The following is a 19686-nucleotide window of genomic DNA, read 5'->3' as shown; positions in this document are numbered from 1 at the left end:
TTGACGCACCGATCGCCGCGCGTCCGGAAGCCCGACGGCAACCGGAAACCCCTGCCCGCGGTGAAAAAGCGACCTACGAACCACCCCTGGCGAACCGCGCCGAACAGCACAGTCCGTGACAGCCACCGGTCCGCGGGCCGACGCGTGACCGCCTCGGGTGAACGATCTTGTCCAGCGGTCCGAATTGGACGGATGTCAGTAATAATTCCCGTGTGCCAACGAAATCCGGGCCGGCTCCTTCGTCAGTGGCTGCCGAGGTGCTCCACGATGAGGGAGGTGAGGGCCTCGGGGGCTTCTTCGGCGACCCAGTGGGACACGTCCTCGAGCATCTCGAACCGGTACGGCCCGGTGACCCAGTTGCCGGTGTCGAGCGCCGCGGTGGAGCCGAACGCGACGTCTTCGGTGGACCACACGTAGAGCGTCGGCACCTCGATCTTGCCGATCTTCCCGCCCGGCCGCCCGGCGCGGTACCAGTTCAGCGCGGCTGTGAGCGCGCCCGGTTCCTCGAGGCGCCGCACGTACTCGTCGATCCGGCTCGGCGGGATGCGGCGATCGAAGACGTCGCGCAGCGCGCGGGCGCCGTCGGCGAGCATCTTCCGCTCCGTAGCCGGGGTCGCGCGCCACTCCGTCATGTACGCCGAGCGCAGGTGCTGGTCTTCGTCGGTCCTCATCGCCGCCCCGAGAGCCGCGGGGTGCGGAGTGGACACCACGGTGAGGCTGCGCACCCGGCCAGGGTGAGCGTCCGCGGTCCACCACGCGACGGCCCCGCCCCAGTCGTGGCCGACGAGGTCGAACTTCGGCCACCCCAACGCGTCCGCCATTGCCACGGCGTCGTCCACCAGGGTAGAAATACCGTACTCCGCCGGTCGTTCCGGTCGAACGTCCGGCGAGTAGCCCCGCTGGTCGGGTGCCACGGCGCGGTAGCCGAGTACACCGAGGGTCGCCACTTGGTGTTCCCACTCCACAGCGGCCTCGGGGAAGCCGTGGAGCAGCAGCACGGGGCGACCGTCCTCCGGCCCGGAGGCGATCGCGTCGAAAGAGCCTGCTTCGGTCGGGATGGTGAGCTGGTCGATCACGGCTCGCACTCTACGGGGGCGCACCGACACTTTCCGGCGATGGCCTCTCATGCAGACCTTGGTGGAAAAAAGGGCAAGGAACGGACCGATCCGGTCAGCCGCACCCGGGCCTTGCTGGGCCATGTCCTGTTTGTCCAGTCGTGAACGCCGTTGCCCCCGCGTCCGCGACGTGGTGTCCATAAGGGAACATCCGAGCGCGTGACTTCGTGCACTCACTTACCGTTACCTCGCCGGCTCCGGTCAGCCTTCTCGAACCTCGGAAGTGTGAAGCGGCGTCACGGCAATTGCGATGAACCGTCCCCACGATGACGTCGTGTTGACGGAGAGCAGCTTCGACTACGTGTCGACAATCGAAGATCAAACCAACCAGAGGAGAAGAGCATGGCTTCGCAGGACGGCGCCAAGGTCGATACCGGGATCATGCGTCAGGGTGCGAGCACGATCACCAGCACCGGTGACGGGATCACGAGCACCGGCGGCCAGGTGGACTCGACCATGCAGGAACTGCTCGGCACCTGGCGGTCGGACTCCGCCACGATCTTCCACCAGGCCATGGGCGAGTTCGACAATACGGTGAAGAAGATCGTGCAGCGCCTGACCACCCTTTCCGAGCACGTCACCCAGGGTGCGGCGGACTACGACCGCGGCGACGAGGACAACACCGCCACGGCTCGCGCCCAGGCCGCGGCCATCGGCGGCGGCGGCCTCAACGGCTTCTGATCTGCTCGAAACCAACCCCCCCAGCTTTCTCCTGAGAGGACAGATCCATGGCTCTGGGCAACTTCCAGATCAACTTCGCCGTGATGGGCGACACCGTCAACACGGCCAAGCAGCAGGCGCAGCAGATCACCTCGCTGCTGGAAGAGATGCACAGCAAGATCCAGGCGCAGCGCGAGCACTGGACCGGTGCCGCGGCCGACGAGTTCCAGTCAACCTACGAGTGGTGCCACCAGCAGGCCCAGGTCCTGCCGCAGGCGCTCGACGCCGCTTCGCAGACCCTGTCGCACATCAACGAGGGCACCTCGACCACCGAGAGCGGCAACGCGCAGCGGTTCGCGCAGCGCTGATGCCGGCGTCGCGGGTCCCCGGGGCGCGGTGGGTCACCCGCCGCGCCCCCGGTGTCCCCACCGGGTCCGCAGACCTGAAAGGACAGTGAGCACTCATGGCATTCGACCCAGTCGTCTTCGAATCGGCGAAGACGGTGATGGACTCCATCAACGGCGACGGGAACAACAACTCGGCGACGACCAGCGGCCCGTTCAAGAGCCCTGGTGACCAGACCCCGCCGCCGGTCGACAACCAGTGGATCCCGCAGGGCACCGTCACCACGCCGCCCCCGGTTCCCGGTGGCGCCGACCACCCCGGCAAGGGCGTGACCACGGTCAACACCGAGGCGATGCGCACGTTCGCCACGAACATGCAGACCCTCGCCGACGGCCCGCTCAAGGACCTGCCCGGCCAGCTCGACGGCATCACCGTCAAGCCCGGTATCTTCGCCACCGCCAACAGCAAGATCACCCAGCCGATCGTCGGACCCGGCGGGGTGCGCGACACCACGCGCGCCACGATCCAGGACCTCATCACGTCGCTGCACGACCTCTCCGAAGCCGTGAACACGGCGTCGAAGGCCTACGACGACGCCGACGAGGCCAACAACATGACGATGGACAAGTACAACCAGTACTTCGGCAACGTCAGCAACGAAATCAACAACGCGGGCAACAAGCACAGCTGACCGCCGTCTCGGGGACGGCGGTCCCAGGTTCCGGGTGAGCAAGGGAAGATGGAGCGGCAGTGACCAACCCGAATAACAACAACGGGTTCCAGCAGGACGACAACGGCATCTGGCCCGATTCCAGCAGCACCGGAATGGCGAACACCACCGGTGACCCGAACAAGGATTTCGACGGGCTGACCTGGAAGCAGATCGAGGCCGCCATCCTCGGCGGCGGTTCGATGACCGGTGGTCAGGACAACCTGGACCGGGCCTACGGCAACGTCAACTGGCAGTCGCTGCAGGCAGCCGCGGGCGTGTTCCAGACGACGCAGCTGAACCTCGCCGCCATCTCCCAAGCCATCAAGGACCAGACCGCCGCCCTCGCCGGCGACGACGGGCCGTGGAAGGGCACCGCCGCCGACAACTTCAAGGTGCTCGCCGGCAACCTGAGCGCGAAGTTCGACGCCCTCGTGCACATGATCACCGACGGCGGTGGCGGTGCGCGCGACATCCCGACCCAGCTCGTGAACTCGGCCGCCTACCTGCAGTGGGCGCAGAACACCCTTCGCTACATCGACAGCTACTACGCCGAGCAGGTCATCGCCCGCGGCAAGGTCCTCGGCGACGGGCGGGCGTTCATCTCGCAGTTCCCCGATGCCGTCGAGATGATGACCAACGACATGCGCCAGGTCGGCAACCAGCTGGCCGGGAAGTACAACACCGTCGCGACCTCGAGCTACAGCCCGCCGCCGCCCGGCCAGGCCCCGCCGACACCGCCGCCGAACGTCCCGCCCCCCGGCGGCGGCGGCGACAACCTGCCACCGCCCCCGAACATCCCGCCGCCCGCCGACATCCCGCCGCCTGGCGGGGGTGCCGGTGGTGGCGACGGCGGTGGTGGTGGCGGCAACGTCCCGCCGCCCAACATCCCGCCGCCCCCGGGTGACCTCGGTGGCGGCGACGGGGCCGGTGGCGGCGGCAACCCGCCACCCCTCAACGCCGCGGAGATCCCGCCACCGCCTGGTGGCCTCGGTGGCAGCGACAGCGGTGCCGGCGACCCGCCGCCGTTCCAGAACCTCGACGTCGCGCCGCCGAACCTCGACACGTCCGGCGGTGGCGGCCCCAGCGGCACGGGCCTGAGCAACTTCGACACCACGCCGCCTCCGCTCACGTCGCCGAACCTGCCGCCGCCGCCGGGCTCGATCGGTGGCGACGACGGCGGGCAGAACGGCGGCCAGAACGGTGGTCTCGGCGACCTGCCTCCGTTCACCTCGCCCAACCTGACGCCGCCGCCCGGCTCGACGGGCGCCAACAATGGCGACACGAGGGGTGGCGGCAGCCTCGGCAACATCAAGCCGCCCGCGCTCACGCCGCCGCCCGGTGACGTCCAGGGCGGCGGTGGCCCCGGCGACCTCGGCCTCGGCAACTCCGGTGGTCCTGGCAGCACGGGTGGCAGTGGTGGCCTCGGCGACATCAAGCCGCCGGCCCTCACACCGCCGCCGGCGGGCAGCGCCGGCCTGGGCAACAACCTGTCGAGCAACGCGCTGAACCCGTCGGACCTGCCGCCGGGCCTGCAGGACGGCGGCAACAACGGCAACCAGGGCGCGATTCCGCCGCCGCCGATGATGCCGCCGCCCACCGGCGCCGGTGGCGCGGGCGGCCTGGGCAACCAGGGCAGCGAACGGCCGGACTCGGCGGGCTTGCTCGGTGGCGTCGACGAGCCGTGGCTCACGGACATCCCGAAGGGCATCGGCGACCCGACCTCGCTCGGCGAAACCCCGCCGTTGAGCCACGCTTCGTGGGCGCCGCCGCCCGGTGACGCCGGTGGGACCGGTGGCGCCGGCGGTGCGAACCTCGACGGCGTCGGCGGCCTCGGTGGCGCCGGCTCGGACGGTCCCGGTGGGATCAAGGGGCTCGACTCGAGCAACCTCGTGCCGCCGCCGGACCTGCCGCAGTCCCTGACGGACCCGAACGGGACGAACGGTCCCGGCCAGGTCGGCGCCGGTGGCGCCGGCTCGGGCATGCCGATGATGCCGCCGGGCGGCGCGGGTGGTGGCGCGGGCGGCCTGGGCAACCAGGCCAGCGAGCGGCCCGACTCCGCCGGTCTGCTCGGGGGCATCGACAAGCCGTGGCTCACCGACGTCCCGCAGGGCATCGGCGACCCGACCTCGTTGGGGGAGACGCCGCCGCTCAAGTCGGCGTCGTGGGCTCCGCCTCCCGGAGCGGACGCGGGCGTCGGCGGTACCGGTGACCTCGGTGGCGCCGGTGACAGCGGTGGGCTGGACGGGGTGAAGGGGCTCGACTCGAGCAACCTCGTGCCGCCGCCGGACCTGCCGCAGTCCTTGACGGACCCGAACGGGACGAACGGTCCCGGCCAGGTCGGCGCCGGTGGCGCCGGCTCGGGCATGCCGATGATGCCGCCGGGCGGCGCGGGTGGCGGGTCGGGTGCGAACGCGCCGGCCGCCGACCGGCCCGACTCGGCCGGCCTGCTCGGTGGCGTGGACAACGCGTGGCTGGCGAGCTCGCCGTCCGGCGTCGGTGACCCCAGCTCGTTCGGGGACACTCCGCCGTCGAAGTCGGCCGACTGGGCGCCGCCTGCGCTGTCCTCCGTGGACGGTCTCGACACGCCGGCCGCGCACGACGGCGCCGGCGCACCGGGCATGCCCGTCCCGCCGCAGAACGGTGTGGGCGGCCCCGCGCCCACGGGCACCGCGACCGAGCGGCCCGACTCCGCGAGCCTGCTCGACGGAACCACGCAGCCGTGGACGAACGGTCAGGTCCCGGCGGGTGCCGGCGACCCGGCCGTGGTCAGCGACACCCCGGCCGCGCCGGCGACGTCGTGGTCGACGTCGCCCGACCCGGTGCCCGCCGCACCGGTGCCGGTCGACGCCACTCCGGTCACCGCGGTGCCGGTCGAAGCGACGCCCGTCCACCCGACCCCGGTGCACCCGACGTCCGTCGAAGCCACGCCGGCCGAGCCGGTGACCGCGGCGACCCCCGACGACCCGGCCCCCGTCACGGGCTGGGGCACCGGCGACCAGCCGGCCGCCGGCTCGGGTGGCTGGGCGACGAGCGCGGTCCCGGCCGTCCCGGTCGTGGTGCCGCCGGTGCAAGCGGGTTGGGGCGTGGCCGGCTCGGCCGCGACCCCCGCAACCCCGGCGAGCCCGGCAACGCAGTCGGCCCAGAACACGCAGAACGCCCAGCAGGACAACGGCAAGCACGACGACCGCGAAGGCGCGATCGCGGGCGGCGTCGGCGGTGGCGAGCCCGACGAGGTGCGCATCGCCGTGGTCCAGGCCGCGGAGGTCGTCGACACCTCGGCGTGGGACGCCGGCACCGCGGACTTCCTGCCGGGCCTGCTGCCTTCCTCGGCGTTCGCCCAGCGCGAGGAGCGGGAGGAGGACTTCGTCACCGACCTGGTGGAGCGTTCGGACAAGCCGTGGCGCCCCGCGGGTGGTGCGGAGGACTCGCCGCAGCTCGCGAAGTACCAGCGGGTGCGGACCGGCGAAGGCGAGTTCTACGCGGACGAGCTGCCCACGAACGGCGGACCCGACCCCTACGAGCTCGAGTCCGAAGAGGACACTGCGGAAGCCGAGGACGGCGAGGAAGAGGAAGAGGCCGAGCGCACGATGGCGGACCTGCTGAGCCAGGACGAGTCCGCGTGGGGCCGTCCGGCGAGCCGGCCTTCGGGCGTGCTCGAGTGACGGGGAAGTTCGGGAAGGAGGTGCACCGGTGAGTACTGAGACGGTCAAGCGCGGCCCGCGGGTCGCGGGTCCGGAGCTGCCCGAGGGGCAGGAGGACCTGCAGGAGCCGCCGGTGCTCGCCGAGCCGGCGGCCCGGGACTTCAACTCGCTGTTGATGATGCTGCCGATGGGCATCGGGTCGATGGTGATGATCCTGGCGTTCTCGGGGGTGGGCGGCAGCTCGCCGATGACGTATGTGCTCGGTGGCGGCATGGGCGTGTCGATGATGGCCATGAGCCTGGGCCAGCTGACGCGCAGTGCCGGTGAGCGCAAGCGGAAGATGAAGGCCGAGCGGCGTGACTACCTGCGCTACATCGCGCAGGTCCGGGAGCGGGCGCGGTCGACGGCGGAGCACCAGCGGCGGGCGGTGGCGTGGAACAACCCGTCGCCGGACTCGTTGTGGTCGCTGGCGATGGGGCCGCGGTTGTGGGAGCGGCGGGTGTCGCACGACGACTTCGGCCGGGTGCGCATCGGGCTGGGGTCGCAGCAGTCGGCGTTGGAGCTGATGCCGCCGGTGACGAAGCCGATCGAGGACCTGGATCCGCTGTCGGCGATCTCGTTGCGGCGTTTCACGGAGACGTACCGGACGTTGTCGGGCATTCCGACGGCGGTGGGGCTGCGCAGCTTCACGAGCGTGGAGTTCGACGGTGATCCCGAGGCGGCCGTCGGGCTGGTGCGGGCGATGCTGGCGCAGCTGATCACGTTCCACTCGCCGGATGAGCTGCGGGTGGCGGTGCTGACGACGGAGGCGGCCCAGTCGCAGTGGGACTGGGTGAAGTGGATGCCGCACAACAACCATCCGACGTTCCGCGATCCGGCGGGTCCGTTGCGGTTGCTGGCGACGGACCACGACGAGCTGATGGACATCCTGGGCCCGGATGTGGCCGATCGCGACGACCACGACAAGGCGATGGGTCCGACCACTTCGGAGCCGCTGGTGGTGATCGTGGCGCACCTGGCGCCGATCCCGGAGTCGTCGCGGCTGGTGGGCGCGGGTCTGCGCAACGTGGTGCTGCTGGACGTCACGGGCGCGCTGCCCGGTGGCCCGAAGGTGCTGCGGCTGACGACGAAGGACGATCTGGTCGAGTTCCCGGCCGGGACGGGCGCGGGTTCGGCGTTTCGCGACGAGCTGTCGGTGACGCAGGCCGAGGGCCTGGCGCGGTTGCTGGCGCCGAAGCGCACGAGCGGCACGCTGGAGATCGCGGAGCAGCCGCTGGAGAGCGACTTCGGGTTGACGGCGTTGCTGAACATCAAGGACGTGCACACGTTCGACATCGCGGCGCAGTGGCGGCCGCGGGCCGTGCAGCGGGCGCGGATGTCGGTGCCGATCGGGGTGACCGAAGAGGGCGAGATCGTCGAGCTGGACTTGAAGGAGTCGGCGCAGGGCGGCATGGGACCGCACGGCATGCTGATCGGCGCGACGGGTTCGGGTAAGTCGGAGCTGCTGCGCACGCTGGTGCTGGGGCTGGCGGCGACGCACTCGTCGGAGATCTTGAACTTCGTGCTGGTGGACTTCAAGGGTGGCGCGACGTTCCTGGGCATGGACCGCCTGCCGCACACCTCGGCGATGATCACGAACCTGGCCGACGAGCTGCCGCTGGTCGACCGCATGCAGGACTCGCTCAACGGTGAGATGGTGCGCCGGCAGGAACAGCTGCGGGCCAGCGGTTATCCGTCGTTGTACGAGTACGAGAAGGCGCGCGCGGCCGGTGAGCAGCTGGCGCCGATGCCGACGTTGTTCCTGGTGGTGGACGAGTTCTCCGAGCTGTTGAGCGCGAAGCCGGAGTTCATGGAGCTGTTCGTGTCGGTCGGGCGGCTGGGCCGCAGCCTCGGCGTGCACCTGCTGCTCGCGTCGCAGCGCCTGGACGAGGGCCGCATCCACCGCGTGGAGGGTCACCTGTCGTACCGGATCGCGTTGCGCACGTTCTCCTCGATGGAGTCGCGCAGTGTGATCGGGGTCGGCAGCGCGTACGAGCTGCCGTCGGAGCCGGGCAACGGTTTCCTCAAGATCGACACGACGAACCTGGTGCGGTTCAAGGCCGCGTACGTGTCCGGCCCCGTGCCCGCCGGCAACGGTGAGGGCCACGCGGACGCGGCGCGCGTGAGCCGCGAGGTGGTGCCGTTCTTCACCCAGGCGCGCCCGAGCCGGTTCATCATCCGCGACGACGAGCCGGACGCGGGCGAGAAGAAGATGTCCGATGTGGACGCTCTCGACGCGGCGCCGACCGGCCCGACGCTGGCCGACGTGTTCGTCGACCGGCTCACGGGCGCGGGCCCGGCGGCGCGGCAGGTGTGGCTGCCGCCGCTGGCGGAGTCGCCGAGCCTCGACTCGCTGCTGCCCAGCGTGCTGCCCGACCCGGTGCGCGGCATGAGCGTGCAGGACCCGGCGCACCACGGCCGCCTGCGCGTGCCGATGGGCATGATCGACCGCCCGTTCGAGCAGGTGCGCGAGCTGCTGATGGCCGACCTGTCCAGCGCCGCGGGTCACGTGGCCGTGGTCGGTGGTCCGAAGACCGGCAAGTCGACCATCGTCCGCACGCTGGTGCTGGCGCTGGCGATGACGCACACGCCGCAGGAGGTCCAGTTCTACGGGCTGGACTTCGGCGGTGGCGGCATCATGTCGATCAACGGCCTGCCGCACGTCGGCTCGGTCGCCACGCGCCTCGAGCGCGACCGCGTGGTGCGGACCATCGAAGAGATCTCGCAGATCATGGAGTACCGCGAGAACGTGTTCTCCGAGCGCGGGGTCGAGTCGATGGAGGTCTACCGGCAGCTGCGCCGGCGCGGCCAGATCGACGACCCGTTCGGCGACGTCTTCCTGGTCATCGACGGCTGGTACAGCCTCAAGAACGACTACTCGGAGCTGGAGCAGAAGATTGGCGAGCTGGCCTCGCGCGGTCTGTCGTTCGGCATCCACGTGGTGATCGCGTCCACGCGCTGGTCGGAGATCCGCCCGTACCTGCGCGACCTGCTGCAGACGCGGTTCGAGCTGCGCCTGGGTGACCCGATGGAGTCGGAGATCGGTTCGCGCAAGGCCAAGACGGTGCCGAACCAGCCCGGCCGCGGCATGACGCCGGACGGGCTGCACTTCCTGGCGGCGCTGCCGCGCATGGACGGCAGCTCGGCGACCGACGACCTGGCGGCGGCGACCAAGGCCGTGGCCGAGGAGGTGCACACGTTCTGGCCGGGCCGCAAGGCGCCGGCGGTGCGGATGCTGCCGAACACGCTGCCGATCAGCGAGCTCCCGCGGCCGGACGGCGACCTGCGGATCGCACTCGGCCAGGACGAGCAGCGGCTGCTGCCGGTGTGGCACAACTTCGAGGCCACGCCGCACCTGCTCACCTTCGGCGACAACGAGACCGGCAAGACGAACCTGCTGCGGCTGGTCATCCGTTCGGTGCTCGCGCGCTACCAGCCGAGCGAGGCGAAGATCGTGCTCGCCGACCCGAGCCGCATGCTCGACACGGAGGTCCCCGAGGCCTACCGCGTCGGCTACGCCACCACCACGGAGGCGTTGCAGGAGCTGGCCGGGCAGGCGAGCGTGTCGCTCACCCCGCGGGTGCCGGACCAGTCCATCACCGCCGACCGGCTCAAGCGCCGCGACTGGTGGACGGGCCCGCGGCTGTTCTTCGTGGTCGACGACTACCAGCTGCTCACCGGCGGCATCGGCTCGCCGCTGGAGCCGCTGCTGTCGCTGCTCGCGCAGGGCTCCTACATCGGGTTCCACCTCATCGTCGCGCGCAGCACCTCCGGTGCGATGCGGGCGCTGAGCGACGCGGTGATCCGCCGGGCCTGGGAGCTCGGCAGCCCCGGTGTGGTTTTCTCCTACCCCAAGGAAGAAGGCAAGTTCCTCGGCGAGGCGACCCCGCGCAACCTGCCCCCGGGCCGCGCGCAGCTGGTCACCCGCCGCGGCGTGAAGCTCGTGCAGACCGGTTACGTGCCGCTGGGCGCGGAAGCCGAGCAGCAGCAGCTGGTGGGCGGCCTGCGATGAGCTCTTTCGAACACGGTGCTTTCGACGACAACGCGCGCGCTGGAAGGAGCGGACGTTGACAGCCATGCAGGGCGAGCTCTGCCGGATCACGGTGTACGGGCCGCAGGGGCGGGCCGACCTGGCCGTGCCGATGTCGGTGCCGCTCACGAGCCTGCTGCCGGTGCTGCTGCGTCACACCGGCGGCCGCGAGGACCTGGCCGACACGTGGGTGCTGCAACGCCTCGGTGAGGCCCCGCTCGACGCCGCCGGCACGCCGGAGTCGCTGGACTGGAAGGAGGGCGAGGAGTTCCACCTCCGCCCCCGCCAGGACCCGCTGCCGGAGCTCGACTTCGACGACATCGCCGACGGCATGGCCACCGCCGTCAGCCGCCAGCCCGGGCGCTGGAAGCCGGAGTTCAACCGCTGGCTGTTCCTCGGGTTCGCGATCTTCGCGCAGGTCGTGCTGGCGTGGATCCTGCTCATGCCGGGTCCGCTGGGCCTGTCCGCGATCGGGACCGCCGTCGTGGCGCTGGGCCTGGTCGTGGCCGCGGTCGCGTGCGGTGTGCGCTCCGACGACGAGGCGCTGCTCCTGCTGCTCGGCCTCGGCGGCTGCGGGTTCGCGGCCATCGCCGGGGCCGTGGGCGTGGCCGGGGTCGGCGCCGCGTTCGACCTGCAGGGCGCGCCGATCCTCGTCGGCTCGCTGACGTTCGCGCTGGCCGGCGGCCTGCTCATCGGCGGGCGCGCCGCGTGGTCGCCGGGGCTGCCGTTCGTGCCCTTCGGCGCCGTGGTGGCGACGGGTGTCGCCGGCGCCATCTCGATGTGGCTGCACCTCGGCGCCGGGCTCACCACCACGCAGACGGCGGGCCTCGTGTCGGCCGTGCTCATCGCGTTGCTCGTGTTCGCGCCGCGCATCGGCATCCGGTTCGCGCGCATCCGCGGCCCGCAGCTGCCGCGCACCGCGTCGGAGCTGCAGTACGACATCGAACCCGCGCCCGCGGAGCAGATGGTGAAGCAGACGGCCTACGCCGACGGCTACCTCACGATCTTCTGCATCGCGTCGGCGGTCGTGTTCACGTGTGCGTCCCCGTTCCTCGCGGAGCAGGACCTGTTCCCGAAGCTGCTGGCGTTCCTCGTGGCCGCTGCGGTGCTGATGCGCTCGCGGGCGCTGCTCGGCGCGTGGCAGCGGGTGCCGCTGTCGGTGGCCGGCGCGGTCGGGCTGGTGCTGCTCGCGCTGTCGCTGGTCGACCCGATGGCGGCCGACTGGCGCGGGGTGTCGGCCGGCGGGCTGGCGCTGGTGTTCTTCCTGCTCGTGCTGGCGATGCTGCGGCCGCCGCCGCGGCGCCTGCTGCCGATCTGGGGCCACCTGGCCAACTGGACCGAGACGTTGAGCGCGGTGGCGGTGATCCCGATCCTGCTGCAGCTGTTCGGGGTCTACGGCTGGGCCACCGGGCTCACGGCGTGAACGGGGTGAGCTGAGATGGTGCAGACACAGAAGGACCACGTCGAGGCGTATTCGTTCCTCATCGGACGGATGACCTCGGCCCTGGTGCTGGGCGACGCGAGCCACCTCGACGTGCCGGCCAAGCGGACCTGGAACGGCCTGCTCGGCGGGGCGCTGCTGGGCCTGCTGATCGTGGTCGGGTTTTTCCTCTACGGCCTGATCGCGCATCACGCCGGCGGGCTCGCGCCGTCTGCACCAGTGGGGGGCACCGGCGGGCCGTCCCACACGGTGCGCATCCCGACGTGAACCGATAGACCTACGCCGCACGTGACAGCTGTGCCGGGAGCTCGGGCCGGTGCCGGTAGGAAGGACGAAGGTGAACATGGACCTCTCGCTGGTGCGTCGCGGGACCGGTGCCTCCGGTACCACCCTCGACAAGCAGACGGTCGGGAACGCTCTTGTCGTCCACCCGTCGACCGGGATGACCGATGAGGCTCAGGCGCTCGCGCTGGGCGTCGCGGCCGACACCGAGCACGACCTGGTCGTCGTGGACCTGCCGGTGGACTCGCCGATCTCGTTGTGGGAGTCGGTGGCGAAGGTCCTGCCGCGGCGCCGTCGTGGCGTGCGGCTGGTGATCGGCGGGCGTTCGCGCGAGACGTCGGCGCTGGCCGGGCAGTGGCTCTCGGAGCGGATCAACCGCACGGTGCTCGCGCCTGACGGTTCGGTGATCCCGAGCGCCGGCGGTGCCCTGTTCGTCCACTCCGGACGCGGCAGCGGCTGGGTGAAGTTCCAGCCGGGACGTGCGCCGAAGTGGGAGGCCAAGCGGTTCCCGAGGCCGTCGTGGGACTCCGGGCTCACGGCGGAGCTCACGTCCACGAGCTCGCGCGGGGTGGCGGAGCCGTTGCCGGGCGGGTTGTGGGTGCGGCCGGTCGGGTTCGACCAGGGACAGCGCGCGCACCGCGCGGCGCTGGTCAAGGGCCTGCCCGCGCAGCACGACACGATGACGATCGTGCTGGGCTGCCCCGGCTGCCCGCCGCTGACGCTCGACGACGCGGCGCGGCTGTGGGTGCGCCTGCCGGAGAACGTGCGGACCAACGCCCGGTTCGTGCAGTACGGCCCGATGTCGGTGCCGGCCGGGACGACGCTGGGCCAGGCGCTGGCGGACCTGCTGGGCAAGGAGGTCGCGTTCTACACCGGCCTGCCCGTCGGCTCGCCGCAGCTGGTCGACGTGCGCACGGTGCTGTTCGACGGACGGCTCGGCTGGACCACGTTCGTGCGCGAGATCGGCTACCAGCCGCGGGTGCAGGGCGGTCCGGTGCAGGCGCCGCGCCTGCTCAGCCACCGCGCGCCGATCCACGGCCTCAGCGAGGTCGCCCCGGCCGTGTACTGGTACTCGCCCGACGCCGTGATCGAGGTCGTGCAGTCCGGCCTGCTGGTGCGCTCGCCGCACGACGGCCGCGACACCCCGGCCGTGCGCGCGCTGACGCTGGACAACTCGATCAACAACCTGACCTTCGACGCGGCGAGCGAAGACGCCGTGGACCGCATGCGGATGCTGGCCCAGGACGTGCTCGCGCGGCTCGACGAGAACACGCGGCGGATGAGCCGCGTGCTGCCCGCGCACGCGCTGCTCGCCGAGCGCGGCCGGGTGCAGGTGACGACCAAGGCGCTCGCCGAGATCGAGCAGGGCGACGCGGCTCCGGTCCCGGCGCTGCTGGAAGCCAGCCCGACGGAGGTCGTGATGCCCGGCGAGTACAAGCCGGCCGCGCCCGTGGACCTCGAGGTGGCCGTCACGCCGGAGCCGGCCCTGCTGCGGTCCGAGCCGACGATCACGCAGCGCCTCGACCCGGGTGTCGGGGTGCCGCGGTCGCTGGCCGGCGTCAGCGGCCCGATCACGATCACGACGGCTCGGCCGCCGATGGTGCCTGTGGGGGAACCCTCCGGCGGTCCGTTCGGGGACGCGCGGGACGACAAGCCGACGGGTCGGCACGCCGAGCAGCCTGGCGGTGCCGGGTTCACGGGGCCCAGCGGTCCCAGTGTTTCTCAGGGTGGGGCCGAGGTTCCGGCTGCGCTGGCGGGTCCGTCGGCGCCGCCGAAGTTCGGAGTGCCCGAGGGTGGGGCTCCGGCCACGCTCGCGGGTCCGTCGGCGCCGCCGAAGTTCGCGGCGCCCGAGGGTGGGGCCGAGGTTCCGGCTGCGCTGGCGGGTCCGTCGGCGCCGCCGAAGTTCGCGGCGCCCGGCGGGTTCGCGGGCCCGGGTGCGCCGATTCCGGGTGCGCCGACCGGGTTCTCGGGTCCGGCCGCGCCGAATGCGCCCGCCGCGCCGCCGGCCGGGATGCCGCCGGCTCCGGTGGCCCCGCCCAGCCTGGCCGCTGTGCCCGTGTCGATGCCACCGGTCGCGACCCCGCCCGCAGGGATGCCGCCCGCCGCCACGCCGCCGGCGGGGATGCCGCCTGCTGCCACCCCGCCCGCGGGGATGCCGCCCGCTGCCACGCCGCCGGCCGGGATGCCGCCTGCCGCGGGGGTGCCGCCGGTGGCGCCGCCGTCCGTCGAGGCGCCGACCGTGCAGGCACCGGTCGTTCCCGTCGAGACCACGGAGAGCACCGAGACCACCGAGACCACCGCGACCGCCGAAACCGCCCAGACCAGCCAGAACGCGCCGGCCACCGAAGCCGCGGCCGAGCCGGTCGTTCCGGCCGAGAAGCGCGAGGCCCGCCTGCAGCCCACCCCGGGCGCCGAGGCGACGGCGCTGCTGCCCAAGCGTGGCGCGGAGAAGGAACGCGAGTGGCTGCGCAAGTCGCTCGGTGCGGAGTACGGCCTGATGTCCAACGCCGTGGCCCGCATCCTGTCCGAGCACCCTGGGTTCCAGGGGGCGCTGTCGACCTCGTCGGCCGAGGTGCTCACCGACGCCGTCGCCGTGCAGCTGTACCTCTCGGCCAAGGGCGCGGCCATCGACGGCGCGCTGCGCACCGGCGCCAACGGGCCGCACGTGCCGATCGCGCGCTGCGTGGTGGCGGGCCTGAGCCGGCTGCCCTCGCACCGCGGGCCGGCGACGTTCGCGACGTCCGTGTCGAAGTCCGAGTGGGACCTGTTCCACTCGCAGAAGGTGCTCACCGAGTGGGGTTTCCTCAACACGCTCACGCAGCCGTCGTCCACTTTGGACGGCGACACCGACGTGCTGGTCTGGTCGATCACGGCCCGCCGCACGAAGCTGCTGGAACCCACCGCCGGTGGCGTGGAGAACCGGGTGCTGTTCGTGCCCGGCACGAGTTTCAAGGTGCTCGACCTGCGCGAGCCCGCTGAGGGTGTACGCGGGCTGGTGCTGCTGCGGGAACTGACGTCGAGCGAGGTGGACGAGACCGGCAAGGTCGCGTCCGACCGGATCTCGCTCGACGAGCTGGCGCTGGTGTCGCTGCGCCGGGAGCTCGAGGTATGGGCCGAGGCCGAGGGCCGGGACCCGATCGCCGAGGTCTCAGCGCCGCGGTTCGGGGCGCTCCCGGGGCTGGTGTGAGCGTGGTGTCGAGGCGGGAGAGGCGGATTCGATGAACCGACAGTTGCTCGTGGTCGGCGGTGATCGGCCGGGGGCGTTCCCGACGATCGGCGCCGCGCTGGCGCAGGCGCAGCCGGGGGCCACGATCAGCGTGAACCCGGGCCGCTACGAGGAGAACCTCGTGGTGGACCGGATGGTTTCGCTGGTCGCCGAGCAGGGTGCGGGCACCGTCGAGGTCGTGGCGAGCGAGGGCAGCGTGCTCGTCGCCAACGCCGAAGCGGTGCAGCTGCGCGGGTTCACGCTCACCAGCACCGACAGCAACCTCGTGGCCGTCGACGTCGTGCGCGGCGAGGCGGCGCTGGACGGTTGCCGGATCTCCGGCGCGTCCTGGGCGACGCTGCTCGCGCGCCTGCAGGGCCAGCTCGCGCTGCGCGGCTGCACGGTGACGAGCTCGGCGGGCGCCGGCGTGGTCGTGGCTTCGCCCGCGCAGAGCACCATCGAGGACACGGAGATCCTCGACGCGGCGTCGTCGGGGATCGTGGTGGCCGAGGTCGGGTCCGTGGTGCTGCGCCGGTGCGCGGTGCGCCGTCCGCAGGGCAACGGGATCTGCGTGAACGGCGAGGCCGTGGCAGTGATCGAACACTGCGAGATCACCGGCGCGCAGAAACCCGCGATGGTGGTGGAACAACAGGGCCGCGCGACAATCACGGGTCTCACCGTGCGCGAAAGCGCAAACGTCGACCTTTATCTCACCAGCCAGGGCCGGATCTCGGTGGCGAGCTCACAGTTCGTCGCCGCGCCGATGCAGGCCGCGCACGTGGCCGGGTCGTCGGCGCCGCTGCTGCGCGAGTGCGTGTTCTCCGGTGCCGAGCGCAACGCGGTGCAGGCGACGGCGAACGCGGCGCCGCAGTTCGTGGACTGCACGTTCGAGGGCTCGCCGGTCGCGATCCTCGTCGACGGCGAGGCGGCGCCGAAGTTCGAGCGCGCGACCGTGCGCGGTTCGACGCAGACGGCGGTGCTCGTGAACGCCGAGGCGGCCGTGAAGATCACCGGCCTGCGGCTCAACACCGAAGCCGGGCCGGGCATCGTCCTTTCCGGACAGTCGCGAATGGAGCTCGCGGACGCGTCGATCGAGACCGGTCGCGAGGCCGGCCTGGAGGCGACCGAGTCGGCGCGGGTGACCGTGGCGGACATCAGAGTGAGCTCCACCGCCGAACACGCCGTGACGCTCGGGGCGAGCACGCCGTCGTCGCTCACCTCGGTGCTGGTGCGCGGTGGCGGCCTCCGTGTGTCGGGCCCGGCCGAGAGTTCCTTGCAGGACTGTGAAATCGCCGAGGCGAAGGCCGACGGGATCACCGTTGCGGGCGGCGCCGCGCTGAGTGCTTCGCGGTGCCGTGTGCGCAGCGCCAAGCGCAACGGTGTCGTGCTGGAAGCGGGTGCACGCGGGTCGCTGGTCGAGTGCGAGGTGCTCGGCGCGGGCGGCGACGGGTTCCTCGTCGAGACGCGCGAGCCGGTGACGATCCGCGACTGCGTGGTCAACGACGCGGGCGGCGAGGCCGTGCACCGGCTCGACGACGACCAGGCGACGGTCGAGAACGTGAGCACCGACCAGGTGCGGGCGGAACCTTCGAGCGGGCTGGCCTCGGAGTTCCCGTCGGCGCCCGACCAGCCGGCCGGCCCGCAGAGCGTGAGTGACGCCGCGGGTGAGGTGCTGGACGGGCCGCTGGGTGAGCTCGAGTCGCTGGTGGGTCTGGCCGGGGTGAAGAAGGAGGTCACCGGCCTGATCAACCTGATCAAGATGTCCCAGATGCGCGAGCGCATGGGGCTGCCGATGCCGCCGATGAGCCGCCACCTCGTGTTCGCGGGTCCTCCCGGTACCGGTAAGACCACGGTCGCGCGCCTGTACGGCACGGTGCTGGCGGAGCTGGGGATCCTGTCCAAGGGCCACATGATCGAGGTCGCGCGCCAGGACCTGGTGGGTCAGTACATCGGTTCGACGGCGATCAAGACCACCGAGGTGGTCGAGAAGGCCATCGGTGGTGTGCTGTTCATCGACGAGGCGTACACGCTGGCCGCGGGTTCGGGCGGGTCCGGTCCGGACTTCGGGCAGGAAGCCATCGACGCGCTGATGAAGATCATGGAAGACCAGCGTGACTCGCTGGTGGTGATCGTCGCGGGCTATTCGGAGCAGATGGATCTGTTCCTGCAGTCCAACCCCGGTCTGGCGTCGCGGTTCACGCGCACGATCGAGTTCCCGAACTACAGCGTCGACGAGCTGGTCACCATCACGACCGGGTTGACGCGCAAGCACTACTACGAGCTGACCGACGACGCCCTGCAGGCGCTGCGCGAGTATTTCGAGCGGGTGCCGAAGGACGCGACGTTCGGTAACGGTCGTGTGGCGCGCAAGCTGTTCGAGGCGATGGTGAACAACCAGGCTTCGCGGCTGGCGTTGCAGCCGCCGTCGAAGGATTCGGAGCTCAACCGGCTGACGGCGGAGGACCTGCGGGCGGAGCTGGTGCAGCTGCCGGCGGCGGCCGCGGCGGCGGTGTCGGTGGGTTCGGACCCGGCGGCGGCCGTCGGCGCGAGCACCGGCTGGAACCGGCTGCGGACCCTCGTCGGCCAGGCCGGCGTGCGGGAGAACGCGCAGCGCCAGCTGGTGCGCCTGGGCGGGCTGAAGCAGGAGCGGCAGCCGCTGGGGCACCTGGCGAACCTGGTGATCAGCGGCGAACGCGGGTCCGGGCGGGCCGAGTTCGCGAAGCTGTACGCGTTGAGCCTGGCGGAGCTGGGGCTGGTGAGCGTCGGGCAGCTCGTGCGCTGCTCGGTGGCCGCGGACCTGTACCCGCGCTGGCCGGGGCAGGCCGAGCACCTCGTGCGCACGGCCATGAACGACGCCAGCGGTGGCGTGCTCGTGCTCGATGTGGACGGTGACTGGGAGATCGCGACGCACAGCTCGGGCGCGGAGGTCCTGGAGGCCGTCGCTGAAGCGGTGACGCGCCGTCCGGCCGACCCGGTCGTGGTGCTGACCGGGCAGACGCAGCGCGTGGCGGCGTTGCTGGGTGTGGTGCCGACGTTGCGGAGTTCGTTCACCGTCGGCTGGGAGCTCGGCGAGTACACAGTGGACGAGCTGGCGGAGATCGCCGTGCGGCTGCTGGTGCGGCGCGGTCACGACGTTCCGGACGACGTGCGCGACGCGTTGGCCCACGAGCTGGCGGCGGCTTCCGAGCACACCGTGCACGCGGCCCACGAGCTGGCGCGGACGCTGTCGGTGGCGGCGGCGTCGCGCACGCTCGCGGCCGCGGACCTGCGCGGGATCCGTCCACCTGAGACCGGAGCGCTGGCGCTGGGCCCGGGCCTGGCGTCGGTCGGCTGAGGAGGTAACGCATGAGTTCGCCGTACCAGAAGATGCTGGACGAGGCCATGGGCGCCTACCAGCAGCAGCGCGAGCGGTTCGAGGAGAACCGCAAGCAGGTGGATTCGCTCACCGCCAGCGCCACGTCGGCGCGGCGCGAGGTGACCGCGACGGTGTCGCGTACCGGTGAGCTGACCGAACTTTCCTTCCCCACCAGTGTGTACAAGAGGATGGCGCCGGCCGAGCTGGCGGCGGTGATCGTGAAAACGGTCGAGGAGGCGCGGCAGAAGTCGATCGCCGCCTCGGCGGAGGCGATGGCACCGATGCTGCCGCCCGGGCTCTCGGCGCAGGACTTGATGAGCGGCCGCGTGGACGTGCGGGCGTTGTTCTCGGGACGTGTTCCCGGCATGGAGGAAGGGACCCAGGCATGACTGACGACTTCTTCGTCGACGCGGACGGACTCACCAACAGTGCCAACGGCTTCGCCCAGAAGGCGGGCGAGCTGAGGAGCCTGGCGCAGCGGGTGCAGGCCCTGACCAACCCGAGCACCGTGCTGGCGGCGACCGGCAACGACAAGAACGGCTCGAACTTCGCCAACGTCCACCTGGCCGCGGCCGGCAAGATCTACAACGGACTCGACGCGTGGGCCAAGGCTGTGGACGGCACCACCGATGCGGTGCGGGACATGGCCGACTCGTTCCGCGACGTCGACGAGGGTGCGACGGAGCTCGCCGGGTCGTTGCGGTCGGACTTCACGCAGCTGAACTCCGACGTCAACAGCGGTGGCGACGGTGGCCCGACCGCGCCGTTGCAGGCGCGTGAAGGCACCGCGCTGAAGCCGGCGATTCAGTCGAGGCCGGCTCACTAAGTCCTTTGTAGACCGATTGTGGTAGGGGGGTGAAC

The 19686-nt window shown here is 71.6% G+C and carries 12 protein-coding genes; 11 read left to right on the top strand and 1 reads right to left on the bottom strand.

Features of this window, described 5'->3' with window-relative positions; translation table 11 throughout:
- Positions 1–242: 242 nt before the first annotated feature.
- Positions 243–1076, bottom strand: a complete 834-nt coding sequence (locus AB0K15_RS19440; RefSeq protein WP_364051839.1) for an alpha/beta hydrolase — start codon at positions 1074–1076, stop codon at positions 243–245.
- Between the two features lie 381 nt (positions 1077–1457).
- Between AB0K15_RS19440 and AB0K15_RS19435 the strand changes: the two genes are divergently transcribed.
- From AB0K15_RS19435 to AB0K15_RS19385, 11 genes are all read left to right on the top strand, one after another.
- Positions 1458–1796: a WXG100 family type VII secretion target gene (locus AB0K15_RS19435; RefSeq protein ID WP_364051836.1), complete on the top strand. Its 339-nt coding sequence runs from the start codon at positions 1458–1460 to the stop codon at positions 1794–1796.
- A gap of 47 nt (positions 1797–1843) precedes the next feature.
- A complete protein-coding gene (locus AB0K15_RS19430) occupies positions 1844–2143 on the top strand; it encodes a WXG100 family type VII secretion target (protein WP_364051833.1) in 300 nt (99 codons plus the stop codon).
- Between the two features lie 95 nt (positions 2144–2238).
- Complete coding sequence (locus AB0K15_RS19425) at positions 2239–2811, top strand: hypothetical protein (RefSeq protein ID WP_364051830.1); 573 nt, start codon at positions 2239–2241, stop codon at positions 2809–2811.
- A gap of 59 nt (positions 2812–2870) precedes the next feature.
- Positions 2871–6494 carry a hypothetical protein gene (locus AB0K15_RS19420; protein ID WP_364051827.1) on the top strand — a complete coding sequence of 1208 codons (3624 nt, stop codon included), beginning with the start codon at positions 2871–2873 and terminating at the stop codon, positions 6492–6494.
- Positions 6495–6522: 28 nt separating this feature from the next.
- Positions 6523–10524, top strand: a complete 4002-nt coding sequence (gene eccCa, locus AB0K15_RS19415; protein WP_364051824.1) for a type VII secretion protein EccCa — start codon at positions 6523–6525, stop codon at positions 10522–10524.
- A 64-nt stretch (positions 10525–10588) separates the two neighbouring features.
- Complete coding sequence (gene eccD / locus AB0K15_RS19410; protein ID WP_364051976.1) at positions 10589–11965, top strand: type VII secretion integral membrane protein EccD; 1377 nt, start codon at positions 10589–10591, stop codon at positions 11963–11965.
- Between the two features lie 15 nt (positions 11966–11980).
- Positions 11981–12250 (top strand): type VII secretion protein EccB, encoded by a 270-nt coding sequence (locus AB0K15_RS19405; RefSeq protein WP_364051821.1) that lies wholly within the window; start codon positions 11981–11983, stop codon positions 12248–12250.
- A gap of 76 nt (positions 12251–12326) precedes the next feature.
- Positions 12327–15452 carry a hypothetical protein gene (locus AB0K15_RS19400; RefSeq protein ID WP_364051818.1) on the top strand — a complete coding sequence of 1042 codons (3126 nt, stop codon included), beginning with the start codon at positions 12327–12329 and terminating at the stop codon, positions 15450–15452.
- Positions 15453–15483: 31 nt separating this feature from the next.
- Positions 15484–18804 (top strand): right-handed parallel beta-helix repeat-containing protein, encoded by a 3321-nt coding sequence (locus AB0K15_RS19395; protein WP_364051815.1) that lies wholly within the window; start codon positions 15484–15486, stop codon positions 18802–18804.
- A gap of 11 nt (positions 18805–18815) precedes the next feature.
- Entirely contained in the window at positions 18816–19214 is a 399-nt protein-coding gene (locus AB0K15_RS19390) for a YbaB/EbfC family nucleoid-associated protein (protein ID WP_364051812.1), read from the top strand.
- Positions 19211–19651, top strand: coding sequence for a hypothetical protein (locus tag AB0K15_RS19385; protein WP_364051809.1), 441 nt, complete (start codon positions 19211–19213; stop codon positions 19649–19651). The genes AB0K15_RS19390 and AB0K15_RS19385 overlap by 4 nt, the downstream gene beginning before the upstream one ends.
- Positions 19652–19686: the final 35 nt, after the last annotated feature.

It is taken from the genome of Amycolatopsis sp. NPDC049253 (assembly GCF_040678995.1).
Lineage (GTDB): Bacteria > Actinomycetota > Actinomycetes > Mycobacteriales > Pseudonocardiaceae > Amycolatopsis.
Note: the sequence above shows the minus strand (reverse complement) of the source record. Positions and strands in the feature narration are given on the sequence as shown.